At 39.4% G+C, this 12,395-nt stretch carries 14 protein-coding genes; 8 read left to right on the plus strand and 6 right to left on the minus strand.

From position 1 onward, the window contains the following. Positions 1–24: 24 nt before the first annotated feature. Positions 25–249 carry a hypothetical protein gene (locus JZ784_RS05025; RefSeq protein ID WP_346314029.1) on the minus strand — a complete coding sequence of 75 codons (225 nt, stop codon included), beginning with the start codon at positions 247–249 and terminating at the stop codon, positions 25–27. Between the two features lie 149 nt (positions 250–398). On the opposite strand from JZ784_RS05025, the gene JZ784_RS05030 reads away from it, so the two are divergent. Continuing rightward, positions 399–914: a hypothetical protein gene (locus JZ784_RS05030; RefSeq protein ID WP_346314030.1), complete on the plus strand. Its 516-nt coding sequence runs from the start codon at positions 399–401 to the stop codon at positions 912–914. Positions 915–1,080: 166 nt separating this feature from the next. On the opposite strand, the gene JZ784_RS05035 is transcribed toward JZ784_RS05030, so the two are convergent. The 3 genes from JZ784_RS05035 to JZ784_RS05045 all read right to left on the minus strand — a co-directional run bounded on the left by JZ784_RS05035 (position 1,081) and on the right by JZ784_RS05045 (position 3,775). Then, positions 1,081–2,124: a restriction endonuclease gene (locus tag JZ784_RS05035; protein WP_346314031.1), complete on the minus strand. Its 1,044-nt coding sequence runs from the start codon at positions 2,122–2,124 to the stop codon at positions 1,081–1,083. A gap of 184 nt (positions 2,125–2,308) precedes the next feature. After that, complete coding sequence (gene panB / locus JZ784_RS05040) at positions 2,309–3,103, minus strand: 3-methyl-2-oxobutanoate hydroxymethyltransferase (RefSeq protein WP_346314032.1); 795 nt, start codon at positions 3,101–3,103, stop codon at positions 2,309–2,311. Between the two features lie 36 nt (positions 3,104–3,139). Next, entirely contained in the window at positions 3,140–3,775 is a 636-nt protein-coding gene (locus tag JZ784_RS05045; RefSeq protein WP_346314257.1) for a LysE family translocator, read from the minus strand. A gap of 109 nt (positions 3,776–3,884) precedes the next feature. Here JZ784_RS05045 and JZ784_RS05050 point away from each other — a divergent pair, with 109 nt between their 5' ends. The 5 genes from JZ784_RS05050 (at position 3,885) to JZ784_RS05070 (ending at position 7,875) form a co-directional block, all read left to right on the plus strand. Next, on the plus strand, positions 3,885–4,337 hold the full coding sequence (locus JZ784_RS05050) for an Lrp/AsnC family transcriptional regulator (RefSeq protein WP_346314033.1): 453 nt from the start codon (positions 3,885–3,887) through the stop codon (positions 4,335–4,337). Between the two features lie 812 nt (positions 4,338–5,149). Then, positions 5,150–5,503, plus strand: coding sequence for a hypothetical protein (locus tag JZ784_RS05055; protein WP_346314034.1), 354 nt, complete (start codon positions 5,150–5,152; stop codon positions 5,501–5,503). After that, positions 5,500–5,835, plus strand: a complete 336-nt coding sequence (locus JZ784_RS05060) for a hypothetical protein (RefSeq protein ID WP_346314035.1) — start codon at positions 5,500–5,502, stop codon at positions 5,833–5,835. Before JZ784_RS05055 ends, JZ784_RS05060 begins: the two co-directional genes overlap by 4 nt. Beyond that, positions 5,819–7,258 carry a hypothetical protein gene (locus JZ784_RS05065; RefSeq protein ID WP_346314036.1) on the plus strand — a complete coding sequence of 480 codons (1,440 nt, stop codon included), beginning with the start codon at positions 5,819–5,821 and terminating at the stop codon, positions 7,256–7,258. Before JZ784_RS05060 ends, JZ784_RS05065 begins: the two co-directional genes overlap by 17 nt. Beyond that, positions 7,246–7,875 carry a hypothetical protein gene (locus JZ784_RS05070; RefSeq protein ID WP_346314037.1) on the plus strand — a complete coding sequence of 210 codons (630 nt, stop codon included), beginning with the start codon at positions 7,246–7,248 and terminating at the stop codon, positions 7,873–7,875. The genes JZ784_RS05065 and JZ784_RS05070 overlap by 13 nt, the downstream gene beginning before the upstream one ends. Before the next feature lie 51 nt (positions 7,876–7,926). Here the strand turns inward: JZ784_RS05070 and JZ784_RS05075 are convergent, their stop codons facing one another. Together JZ784_RS05075 and JZ784_RS05080 are read right to left on the minus strand one after the other, a co-directional pair. Further along, a complete protein-coding gene (locus tag JZ784_RS05075) occupies positions 7,927–8,382 on the minus strand; it encodes a GNAT family N-acetyltransferase (protein WP_005009727.1) in 456 nt (151 codons plus the stop codon). 197 nt (positions 8,383–8,579) lie between these two features. Then, complete coding sequence (locus tag JZ784_RS05080; RefSeq protein ID WP_346314038.1) at positions 8,580–9,782, minus strand: benzoate/H(+) symporter BenE family transporter; 1,203 nt, start codon at positions 9,780–9,782, stop codon at positions 8,580–8,582. A gap of 109 nt (positions 9,783–9,891) precedes the next feature. On the opposite strand from JZ784_RS05080, the gene JZ784_RS05085 reads away from it, so the two are divergent. Together JZ784_RS05085 and JZ784_RS05090 are read left to right on the plus strand one after the other, a co-directional pair. Continuing rightward, positions 9,892–11,373, plus strand: a complete 1,482-nt coding sequence (locus JZ784_RS05085) for a PLP-dependent aminotransferase family protein (RefSeq protein WP_346314039.1) — start codon at positions 9,892–9,894, stop codon at positions 11,371–11,373. Positions 11,374–11,475: 102 nt separating this feature from the next. Next, a complete protein-coding gene (locus JZ784_RS05090; protein ID WP_346314040.1) occupies positions 11,476–12,393 on the plus strand; it encodes a hypothetical protein in 918 nt (305 codons plus the stop codon). Positions 12,394–12,395: the final 2 nt, after the last annotated feature.

Consider the following 12,395-nt stretch of genomic DNA (forward strand, 5'->3'; position numbering starts at 1 on the left):
TGCGAAAGCAGAGCTTTTTATGTCTTACTGAATTTCAAAATGGTGCTTTTTAGTCACCATTTTGATTTCTATACTCCGATAATATCTGATCATTGGGTCTTTTATGTCTTTAGTGACGTGCTCATGAAACTTTTGATCTTTCATTAGCTTGGAGTAGGTCATATATCCAATAACAAGTAAGTTTGGACCCTTTCCAGTTTTCTTGAATTCTTCAATATGTTTATTAATTTCTTTAACACTAATATTCATTTTAAATTACTACCGATAAACATTATTTTTTATATAACAGAAAAATATGACAGTTTAAAAATTTAGTTAAATTTTCTATTTGGAACTAACGTCAAGTTCTTATCGTTCACTTTGCCAAAATTGCCCTATTCAACAATAGGGCTTTTTTTATGGGCAATATCAATCTTGCGGCAATTACAGATCAAACGCCGTATGTTCAAAAGATTAAAGGCGCTTTAGAAAAGGCGACAGGGCAATCTATTCCGCTGACAGAAATTAAGAAGGTACAGCGCAAAGGTGGCATCAGTGTTGCTCCAATTACATTTTTATTTGCCGGTGGCCAAGAACTCACTCTATTTGCCCGCGCAAGTGCAGATGTGTTTAAAGCTTCGCTCAATGGTAAAGAAATTGTTCTGTCCGGTGACTTCAGTGATGACTATAAACAGACATTTGATAACGCCGTATCTGGTGTTGCCCAGTTGATACGCACCGCACAGCCGAAGATTGAGCAACAGAATAAAAAAGAACGGGTAAATATTCCACGGCGCAAGTCAAACAGCATTCAGATGCAGCTGTCCGAAAAACTAGATCAGGAAAAGCAAGTTGATCAGGAAGTCGCAGATAAGACAGCACAGCGTGACCAGCTTATTCAGCAGTTAGAGCAGGCTAAAGGCCAGACTTCTTAAATGTATCATTTGTCTAAAAACAGGTACGGAATGTGAATGACTAAAAAAGCCGTTCCAGTGCGCAGAACGCTGTAACGGCTAAAAGTAAGATGACGATTAGAAAAAGAATAAATCAAAGCATTTCGTATAAAGCGTATTCTGTTAATTAGAAAAAATTACATAAATACTATTCACCTAAATCAGGGATAAATATTTTCCTTAAAGGAATTAATGCCCTGTATTGAGGGCTAAAACTGTCGTAATACCTATAAATTAAATTAATTATTTCCTTTCCATCAATTAATCTTAACTTAGATTTGTTTGTAGCTTTATTTCTAGCTTGAGTTGTATAACTGCCGAGGTTAACAAATAAAGCGTATTCTTCATCACCTAGTGTTCCAAGTAGTTGATTTATTTCAGGCAAACCATTTGATGTTAAAGTTTTTTTACATTGCACTTTTATTATTGGTGGTTCAAAACCAAGTATGTCTTTATGAGCAATAATATCAACGCCACCATCTCCTGATTTTTGAGTAATTCTAGCCACATATCCCATGCACTCTAATAAGTGTGCTACAAATTCTTCAAATTGGTATCCATTTAAATTTTGATGCAATTTTCTAATAATAAAATCTTCTGTAGAGTTTTTAGTCGTTTCAGTAATTTCTTTAGTAGCAATTTCATCATCTAGATCTTCATCGAATTCCTCTAGACTAGCTAATAAATTAGTGTTTTCTTGTTCGAAATCGCTTAATCCAAGGGGTCCTAGGATTTCATTAGCAGTATGAGGTTTAATTGCAAAAATACTAATAAAAGCGCCAAGTTCATTTAATGTTGCTTGGCTGAAACTATTTCTAGGAAGTCCATTTGGAGTAATCCAATCAACTTTTCTTCTATTTTTATATTCATCATCTTCTAAACCACTTCGGTATTCATAGTCACCTTTAATAATACCAACGTAAATCATACGGTCTGTTTTGGATGGATAAATAATGTAATCACCTATTTGCATTTCATAAGTGAATCTAAATAATGGGCTAGATTGAGCTCTTACAGATGCATCTGTTGCATTAGGCTGATTTTCTTTTAAAGCAGCTTTAAAAGAATCTCTATTTGGTGGTAATCTGGATAAATCACCTAACTCTGACCAGCCAATCCCTATATAATTTTGTTCTATAGGCGTTAATCCTACTGATCGATCTATATGAATTCCCCAAACATTCTTTTGCATTCAAGTAGCCACTCTAACTTATTAAATTAATGGAAAGATTAATTTAATTATTCAAGAAATGCACCATTATTTAACGTAATTGGAGTTCTTTGAAATTTTCAATAAAAATGGGAGTTTAAGCCCCCATTTTTGATTTCATATAAGGAATATTTTGATAGTTTTAGAAAAATTAAAAACTTACAAATCAATAAATATATTGATGTTTTTCACTAGGAAAAGAACCATCTTTAACGGCCAGGATATACGCTTTTATCGCATCTTGGACACTCGCTTGACCTTCCATAAAATTAAAAACAAACTTGGCTGTTTTTTCATTTAATCCCAACATGTCATGTAGTACTAAGACCTGAGCATCTGTTTCTGCTCCAGCACCAATTCCAATAACAGGAATATCTACAGCCTTGGTTATTTTTTCAGCCAAATTAGAGGGTACACATTCTAATAAAAGCATTGCTGCACCAGATTCCTCTAATTTCTTAGCAGACTCTAATAACTGCTTGGCTTGTTCATCTGTTCTGCCTTGGACTTTAAATCCTCCAAGTACATTGACTGATTGAGGCGTTAAACCTATATGTGCACAAACAGGAACGCCATTTTCTGTTAATCGTGTGATTGCCTCGCAAAGCCAGATATCACCTTCCAACTTAACCATATGAGCACCTGCTTGCATTAAGACGCTTGAATTTTTTAATGCTTGTTCGGGCGTGAAATACGTCATAAATGGTAAATCAGCTATGATAAATGCTTGGTTATTGCCTTTTTTAACACATGATGTGTGATAAGCCATATGCTCAATCGTTACAGGCAAGGTGCTATCATTACCCTGTAAAACCATTCCTAATGTATCACCGACAAGCAAAGCATCAATGCCGGCTTGATTTGAAATTTTGGAAAAAGTTGAATCGTAGCAGGTTAAAACTGCGATTTTTTCACCATCCTTTTTCATCTTTTTTAATGTCTGTAATGTAACTTGTTGCATGATTTCCTCACATTTTCATCTATTAAATTTTGGCAATTATCCAAAACTGTAATGTTTAACTTGATCTATGATTAAAATAATGGCGATCAAAACCATCAAGCCTCCTGAAATTTGGCTCACAATCTGTGCAGCGCGTGGACGTGTTTTTAATAAGACTTGAGCGCTAAAACCCACCAAAAAATACACCACTGCACAACTTAGGATATGGACTAATCCCAAAGAAATAATTTGTGCAGTAATAGACCATGATGCGGAAGGGTGGATAAACTGAGGCAATAATGCTAGGAATAACAAAAAGACTTTAGGATTTAGTCCACTTACCCCGAACCCCTTAACAACCCATTTCCACCATGGTTGATTAAGATCTAGGTTCGAGTAACTTTCATTAGAGATAGTTGCAGGATGACATGATAAATTAATGCCAATCCATAATAAATAAAGCGACCCAACAACAGTAAGTGCCATAAGAGCTATTGGTTGGCTCGCAACAAGTGTCCCTACGCCCGCAGCAACAACGAGTGTTGCTATAAAATGACCAAGTAATAACCCCAAAATAGCCGGTAGAATTCTTTCTTTAATTCCCGCGGAGATTGCGTATGCCCAATCAGCCCCTGGGGTGATAACAAAAAGAATGGATATACTCCAAAAGGATAGAAGCGTACTAAATGCCATAAAATAAAAAATCATTTCATATCTCAAGCTGGAAAGGATAAAGCTTAAGATTTAGAATGTGTTTTCAAATGTTTGCTTAAAATTAATTCTGAGTGGAAGATTCTTCTAAATGGACAAGATAGATAGAAAAATTCTTGCTGAATTGCAATCTAATGGGCGTTTATCAGTTACAGAATTGGCCGACAAAGTAGGCCTAAGCCTTTCACCCTGTCATCGTAGGCTTCGAACTTTAGAAGAGTCTGGAATAATAAAGGGGTATTCGGTTCAACTTGAAGCGAGCCTTATTGGTCTGAATTTTTCAACTATTGTATTTGTGACGATGAAGGATGGAGATAAAAATACTATTGCTCATTTTGAGGAGGCTATTGTTGATATCCCTCACATCATTCAAGCCCAAAGGTTGTTTGGAGATCCTGATTACTTATTACATGTGGTTGCAAGTGATTTAGCAAATTTTCAAAAACTATATGATGAAAAGTTGTCTGCACTTCCAGGAGTCGAACGACTCACCTCTACCATGGTCATGAAAAATGTGATTTCTAACCGCTTATTTCCAATATAGCGAGTTTGTATGAATGCATCTGCAAGCTCTATAGAAATGTCTTCTTTTAAGGTATTCCTGATAGCTAGTATTTTAAAAATTCTATTTAGACCCAAAAGACTGCTTAGGTGGTCTTTTTTATTGGAACAAGTACGCTGGTTGCAGTCATAAAAATCTTACCCTGAGCATATATAGCTTGAGGTGCGGAACGTGAATGACTAAAAAGCCGTTCCAGTGCGCTGAATGCTGGAACGCTTTCAATTAAGAAAATGATTTAGAAGAGAGAAATTGATACATTTCATATTAGGTGCATTGTTTTAATTATAGAAATACTAAATTTAATATAGTGCAGGCGATTTGCTGACTATTTATTCATATTGATATTTTTTAAAACTGTAAATCCTAATAGTTTTTTAAATATTTCCCAATCCACGTCATTTTCAAATTTATTTTTTAAGGTGGATAAATTTAACTTCCGATAGATTTCATCCTCAGATTTGGTATTCAATAGATCCTGTATGATTGACAGTAGCTCATGAGGTTCAATATGTTCGGGGAGGTCTGTAGCTAACTGCAGCAATATGCCTTCTAATAGTGATAACTTATTAGATTGTATAAATAATCCATTAGTTTGGACTCTAAACATTTTAATCTTCATATAAATAATACGATAACTATATTAAAACAGATATCATCCTTAAAATGACCATATTTTAACTAGGATTCTCACTAGATCTAAAAGACTGCTTAGGCAGTCTTTTTTATTGGAACAAGTACGCTGGCTGCAGTCATAAAAATCTTACCCTAAGCATAAATAGCTTTAGGAACGGGTAATGCTGAATATTAGTTTGAATGTACTGCTGGTCTTGCTCTTTTCAATGCATGTTTATTTCGCATTTAAGGGCTTTCGCGACAGTAAAGTACAGCTCATGAATCTTCTGCGTCAGGGTGTCGTTGATAACGTTTTCAGACATTCACAGAAGATGCTGTATCTGCTGCTGATCCCTGCAGTTTTGATCACCGGCATTGCCACATGGTCTTTTTACAAAGTGCTGACTTACTGCGGCGCTTCAGACCTGATTCTTTATATTATTTTGGGCATATTCGCCTGTTATTCCATGACAGTAATTACGGCATTCTTATTCTGCAAAGTCCTGCAATTAGCGGCGTATAAGGCGGGGCTATGATAGATCGAAATAAGATACTGTCCATGCTTGATCACTGGTTCAATAGTGAAATCAACGGCTACTTCGGTTCACCTTATGGACCAGACTTAAACAGCCTGCTGATGGGGCCCTTAGATTCACCTGTGGCGAATGAATTTATCAACAAGATGAAACAGGACATTCCTATTCTTCAGCAGCTCAGCGCGGATGAGCTTGCGCTCTACAGCCAAAATGAAGGATTTGAAACCAAAGTCATTTATCTCAAAGTCGGTGATGTCGCAATCAATTTAAATCAGATCCGCGACAGCCAGCTGACAATGCAAGGGGAAACATACGATGCTGACGCAAGCTGATTTTGAGGCGCGTATTGTTGCCGCGCTGGATGATTATGAAATTCAGGAACAATATAACGCGCAAGATCCATTGGTGGTCCAGCAGGTACGTTCAATTGCGGCCTTTCTTTCCTTACTCAGTCAGGAAATTGATATTGCAGAGCTGGAGCCGTTTATTAAAACCCGCGACCGGTCAATTATTGCGGATGCGGCCAACAAAGGGATTCTTCCTATAGGAATGCCTGCGCAGCATATTTTGGAAGTGATCAACCGTGCAGGTAACAGCATCAGCTTAAGCCAAGGGCGATTGATTGAAGATAATAGCGGCAGGCCATGGCGCCTGCTTCAGTCTGTGACTGTATCAGCGGGTGAAACTGGGGAAGTACAGGCCGAGCAGAGTGAGTACAGAGAAGTCCAATACATTGTACAAAACAGTGAAAGCTTTCATCGTACGCAACTCAAATTGCAAGATGATTTGGCCTTGGCTGGTATTATCGTCAGAGATGATCTAAACAATAATTATCTGCTTAAGAAACGCTGGATGAATGTTGCGCCCTTGGAATATGCATTCAATCTAACCACGGACAGTCTGCGCCGTATCTATATAGAATTTGGTGATGATGAGAGGGCCGGATGTACAGCAAAAGCGAATCAGACCTTTACTTTTGGCATTCTGGAAACATACGGCGATGTCGATATTTCACGCCTGAAAGATGCTTCACTGGATGATGTATTCAATGCAGATGAACAGCGTGTGTCTGTACGTTTTAAGCTGGGCGGTGCTGTGCGCCAGGGTGCAGATCCGCTAAATGTATCAGAGCTGCGCGTACTTTCCAGCTATCCTTCGCTTTATGATGAAAACGCCGTATTCCTTGGGAACTTTGATTATTCAGTTCGGGCTAAATTTATGCCGCGCGCATATTACCTGGCGGTATGGAATGAAAATGAGCATGACCGCTACTATGGCGCGACCTACAAAGATATCAATCATTTGCATATTGCTGTAACCGCCAAAAACAGCGCTGAGCAGGAAATGCTGGAACAGGAAATCATTCAGTACATAGGGCAGCTGGACAGCCTGTATAAAGACCGGGTCCGTGTGCATGCCGTTTTAGAAAAGCCATACGCCTTGTCGTTAAATGGCCGTCTGGCAGCCGTGCATGACCTGGATGGGGTAAAGGTGCAGATTAAAGGCTTACTGGTGGACCGTTATGGCCAAACAAAATTAAGTGCAAGCCGTTGGCTGGTGAATGGCTTCAATACTCAGGAAATCTCCACCCAGCTGCGAAAAAACATTACCGCCTTTCAAGACAACATTAGCGACTTTTCACTGAGCGTACCTGCAGTCTTAAATAAACCGCATGAATGGGTCTATGTCTCCAATGAAAGCATCACGCTTAATTTAGAACGAACAGCAGAGATGGGGGCAGCATGGGTGCTGTAAGCTTTACTCGCCCGATTGATCAGCAGGTCAATAATCATCAGGGTTTAGAAACGGCATTGGCCAAGGCATTAAAGCAAGTTTTTGCAGATGTCTTTGAACAGCAAGTGCAGGACATGCTGGACTGTGGCTGTCCGCACTTAGGCAGCCGAACGGTCATTGAACGTTTTTCTAAGCAGGATGGCCTTGTCGTGCTGCGCCGTCCATTTACATCCGATACGCTGATGCGGGTGATTTATGCAAACTGGTCAAGTTTGGCCAGTGAGCGCGGTTTAGGCTTCTTGGAATTTGTATTGCGTATGCTGTGGACGGATCAGTGGCAGATAAAGCGCATGTGGCATCCGATAAAAACCTATTTGAATTACCCAGCACATATTACGGTTGATGAAAAGCCAGATCATTTCCTCACAAGCCGGCTGCGTATTTCAATTGAGGATACAGTCGATACTTCCGAGATTATTGAGCTGTCACCCATATTGCGCCGGCTGGTTCCCGCCAATGTTGTGGTCAAGGTACATTCAAAGGCTTTGGATGTTGAATTGGGTGATAGCTCAATAGGTGTCGGGGTATATGGTCGGGTTTATCAGGTGATTGATTTCAGCGATTTAGAACAAACTTAAAGTAGCTTAAAAAAAGAGTCCACAATAGCCAATTGATGGACTCACGTAGCATTATTCTAAAGACATACGATATTCAATTACTCCTGGTTTTTCAGCAACCCAGTCATATAATTTTTGGGCAGTATGATTGATTTCCTGTGTATGCCAATATAAACGCTCACACTGTTGAGCTATTGCTTGTTTTTGTACATATTCGATCAGGCTTTTACCAATATGCTGCCCTCGAGTTGCGGGGCACACATATAAATCTTCCAGGTAACAATAATTCTGTGTTGCCCAAGTAGAACGGTGAATTACATAATGTACAAAACCTAAAATTTTATCCCCTTGTTTAGCAACTGCACAATAAATCGGTTCGGCCTCATCAAAAAAGCGTTGCCATGTGCTTTGATTCACAGCACTGGATAAATTGACATTATAAAATTCTTGATAGGCAAGCCAAAAAGGCAGCCACTGCTGATAATCTTGTTGTTGAACTGGAATGACCAGAAGGTCTTGATTTTGCATTTTGACACATCCCTTTAGCTGTTTGAAAAGATAGAGGCGCCAAGCATAATTTTTGTATGGTACTTTAATAAGATACAGTTTTAATCTTTTGTACAGTACCAGTTTTATTGTAATAGCGAATCTTTAGTACTTAACCAAAAATAGCATACTGCGAACAGTATGCTATTGATTAGTGATAACTTTAATTCTCGATAAAATCATGGGGAAGAAATAATTTTAAATTGTTTGTTAAGCACAAGATAAGCAATTAAGCCTAATACTAAGCCCCAAAATGCACCGCCAATCCCAAATAACTTAATATTGGCTGCTGTGGCAAGAAAGGTAACTAAAGCTGCCTCACGGCTATCACTGTCACTCATGGCATTGGTAAGGCTTCCTGCAATCGTACCTAACAAGGCAAGTCCTGCTAATGAGCTGATAAATGCAGCTGGAAAAGCTGCAAATACTGCTGCAAGTGTCACTCCAAAAATTCCTACCAAAATATAGAATACACCAGCGGCAATTCCTGCCACCCAGCGTTTTGAAGGGTCTTCATGGGACTCTTTACCGGTACAGATTGCTGCTGTAATCGCAGCAAGGTTAAATGCATGTGAACCAAATGGTGCCATCAAGAAGGAACCTAAACCTGTAACAGCGAGAATAGGTTTGGCATTGGTTTTAAAACCCTCATTTTTTAAAATCAGTAAACCAGGCATATATTGTCCAGTTAATGTAATTAAAAATAATGGCAAGGCAATACTTAATGCCGAATTGATGGAAAAAGCTGGGGCTGTAAAAATAGGTGACGCTAACTTTAATTCAAACCCCGCTAAATCAATTTGTGACTGAAGTAGCAGGAACATAAAACCAAAAAACAATACACTAACAATGGCGTATCTTGCAGAAAAACGTTTGGTGATGAGATAAATTAAAAATAATGAAATTGCCAGAAATGGGTCAATGGTCATATTGGTAAAGGCAGCAATCCCGAACTGCAATAAAATTCCTGCTAATAAACCTGATGCAATCCCAATTGGTATCAGACGAATCAGTTTCTCGAAATAGCCAGTAATTCCCAAAATCACAAATGCCAAAGCAGATAGTAAATAGGCTCCAATCGCTTCAGCATATGGTACGGTAACCAGAGCAGTTATTAGAAATGCAGCTGCAGGTGTAGACCACGCAGTAATAATAGGTTCTTTTGTATACCAACTTAATAATATTCCTGTGACACCAACACCGATAGATATTGACCATACCCATGAGGCCGTAAGTTCTGGACTAAGACCAGCCATCTGTGCAGCTTGGAAGATTAAAATAAATGTCCCTCCATAATTGACAATCACCGAGATTAAGCCTGCCATGATGGGAGGCAGTAGATCCTGAGATAGACGATGAAAAGATGAGTGCCGAACAGACATAAATTTATCCCCCTAAAATATTTCAACAATGAAAGAGGTAGAGTGTATTTTTAATAATGGTATGGTCGTAAGATACACTTTTGATATTTTATAAAGTACCAGTTTGCCTATGAAAACAGCTTCTTCCGCTTATTTTCCACATTTAATTTTGCCAAAAGGACAGCAGATTAAGGAAGGTTTGTATTGTGTTTTGCGGGACGCGATTTTAGCGGGGCATTTGCCTTCTGGCGCAAAACTGCCTTCAAGCCGGGCTTTGGCAGAAATGATGTCGATTTCCCGTAATTCGGTATTAGCAGCGTTGGAGCGACTACTAGATGAAGGCTATTTAGTTACTAAACCTAGTTCAGGCACTTATATAGCGGATGTTATTCCTGATCAATTGATTCAAATTCAAAATGATATACAACATGCCGTACATCAATCGGTGCAAACGCTCAATATTAATCCAAATATCGCCAGTTTATTGCCGCATTGGCACAAGCAGAATTTATCTAACCAAGAAAAGAAAATATTTCATGTGGGGGTAGGCTGTGTAGATTTATTTCCGCATCAACTTTGGGGGAAATTATTGGGGCAAGCTTGGCGACAATCCTATTATCAATTAGGACAGTTCCACGATCCACGAGGTTATCTGCCTTTGCGTCAGGCAATTTGCCAATATGTTCAATCTACCAGAGGATTAAATTGTACTGAACAGCAAATTCTAATCGTCAATGGGACACAACAGGCTATTCATTTGGCGGCGTATGCGCTGTTAGAGCCCCAAGATCAAGTGTGTTTGGATGAGCCTGGTTATGATGCTGCTTTAAATATATTTCGCAGTTTTGGGGTAACCGTACAGCCGATTGAAAGTGATAATGAAGGCATGAAAATCCCTGACATTATTCAGCACTATGCGGACAGTAAACTGATTTATACGGCACCTTCACATCAATTCCCACTTGGTGGCACACTAAGCCTTGCTCGGCGTTTGGCTTTGCTGGACTGGGCAACACATCAGCAAAAATGGATTTTTGAAGATGACTATAACAGCGAGTTTCGTTATGGAACACACCCCATTCAAGCACTGCAAGGTTTGGACCAGCAGCAGCGTGTAATTTATTCAGGGACATTTTCCAAAATGATGTTTCCTGAGTTTAGGCTCGGGTTCATGGTCGTTCCTGAAGCCTTAATTGATGTGTTTAGTCTGGCAAAATATTATACCGATACGCGCAGTTCTTATCTTGAGCAAGTCGCACTGGCAACATTTATACAGGATGGACATTATGCTCGGCATGTTCGTAAAGTCCGTAAGGCTTGTCATGAGCGTCTACAGGCCTTAATTTCGGCTATTGAACACTTTCTTTCCGATGTATTAACTGTAGAACCTACTGACTCAGGTATTCATTTGGTATGTTGGCTTAAAGGAAATTGGACAGAGAAAAATTTTATTGATGAATGCACAAAAGTAGGTCTCTCTGTACAGCCCTTGTCACGATATTGTCAGTCTTCATCTCAAAAAGCAGCCGTGCTTATAGGTTACGCGGCACATTCAGTTAATGACATTATGGAAAATATTGAAAGATTAGCAAACTCTATTAAAAGAATTTAATTTTAAGAGCCAGTAATTCAGGGGAGTATTGGAACACTGTAAAAACTGCTCTGCACTGACTTGCCAAAATAGCCCTAATCATCTACTTATTGGGGCTTTTTAATGGCTGATACAGCTCGAAAAACCAAGAAAATTAAATACAATTTATTTGAGCGCGGCCGCCAGCATTCAGGTAAAAACCGCGCCAATGTTGACATGAAAGAAATGATCAATCAGATCAATCATCCTAAAGTTCAGGAAATGATTAAGTCGGGGACTTTGTACGGCTATAACGGACATGAGATCCGCCGCCGGTACGGAATGTTCCCGCCTGAATCGGTCATCATTGATGGCAAAGTGGTGTATTTAGAAGCTGCATTCAGAACTATTGAATCCTATGCTAATAAAAATGGTGATGTAACCCATGTAGCAGAATTTATTGATAATGCAGCAGGGGAACATGCCCGCAAGCAGTATCTAGCACGTGTAGGCGGTTTCAGCTCTGCACAGGATTACCGCCGTTCTGGACTGGGTTTAGTACCCGTTAATTTCTATGGTTATGACTATGTCACACAGCCAAACTATGTCACTAACGTTGGCGATGGCCAGCTGTTTGATGGGCTGGCTGTACCTGAGCAGCAGGAAGGTCTGATTTCCTGTTTTGACAGTGCGACAAATGTATCTTTGTTATCGCCTTCAGAAGCGATGATTGCGAATATGCTGGAACAGCAGATTGTACGGGATTTCGATAACATTCATGCACAGCTTCAGCTGCATCAGTTTAATGAGCAGGCATTAGATCAGGTAGATGTGCTTGCCGCGCAGCTGGCTAAGCGTGAGCAACGTGCAGCATTACAGGTTCAGCGTACACAGGATTTCTACACAGGCATGGTCGGAGTGATCCGCTCTTTTGACTCAGCATGCGATGAGGCTGAGCAATTGCTGAATCAAAGTGAAATTGCGCGCATGCAGATTGCTGGTGAAAAACCGAAGATGAAACCTGCAAAAGCGAAAGGCTTTAAACTCTTTGGGTGGGGCTGATT

The sequence above is a fragment of the Acinetobacter sp. CWB-B33 genome, from assembly GCF_039655955.1.
Classification (GTDB): domain Bacteria; phylum Pseudomonadota; class Gammaproteobacteria; order Pseudomonadales; family Moraxellaceae; genus Acinetobacter; species Acinetobacter bouvetii.

Coding starts and splice junctions, on each gene's coding strand:
- JZ784_RS05055 (WP_346314034.1), top strand. CDS start 5,150: ATGCTGAATATTAGTTTGAATGTACTGCTGGTCTTGCTCTTTTCAATG.
- JZ784_RS05035 (WP_346314031.1), bottom strand. CDS start 2,124: ATGCAAAAGAATGTTTGGGGAATTCATATAGATCGATCAGTAGGATTA.
- JZ784_RS05085 (WP_346314039.1), top strand. CDS start 9,892: ATGAAAACAGCTTCTTCCGCTTATTTTCCACATTTAATTTTGCCAAAA.
- JZ784_RS05045 (WP_346314257.1), bottom strand. CDS start 3,775: ATGGCATTTAGTACGCTTCTATCCTTTTGGAGTATATCCATTCTTTTT.
- panB (WP_346314032.1), bottom strand. CDS start 3,103: ATGCAACAAGTTACATTACAGACATTAAAAAAGATGAAAAAGGATGGT.
- JZ784_RS05065 (WP_346314036.1), top strand. CDS start 5,819: ATGCTGACGCAAGCTGATTTTGAGGCGCGTATTGTTGCCGCGCTGGAT.
- JZ784_RS05025 (WP_346314029.1), bottom strand. CDS start 249: ATGAATATTAGTGTTAAAGAAATTAATAAACATATTGAAGAATTCAAG.
- JZ784_RS05075 (WP_005009727.1), bottom strand. CDS start 8,382: ATGCAAAATCAAGACCTTCTGGTCATTCCAGTTCAACAACAAGATTAT.
- JZ784_RS05060 (WP_346314035.1), top strand. CDS start 5,500: ATGATAGATCGAAATAAGATACTGTCCATGCTTGATCACTGGTTCAAT.
- JZ784_RS05080 (WP_346314038.1), bottom strand. CDS start 9,782: ATGTCTGTTCGGCACTCATCTTTTCATCGTCTATCTCAGGATCTACTG.
- JZ784_RS05090 (WP_346314040.1), top strand. CDS start 11,476: ATGGCTGATACAGCTCGAAAAACCAAGAAAATTAAATACAATTTATTT.
- JZ784_RS05070 (WP_346314037.1), top strand. CDS start 7,246: ATGGGTGCTGTAAGCTTTACTCGCCCGATTGATCAGCAGGTCAATAAT.
- JZ784_RS05030 (WP_346314030.1), top strand. CDS start 399: ATGGGCAATATCAATCTTGCGGCAATTACAGATCAAACGCCGTATGTT.
- JZ784_RS05050 (WP_346314033.1), top strand. CDS start 3,885: ATGGACAAGATAGATAGAAAAATTCTTGCTGAATTGCAATCTAATGGG.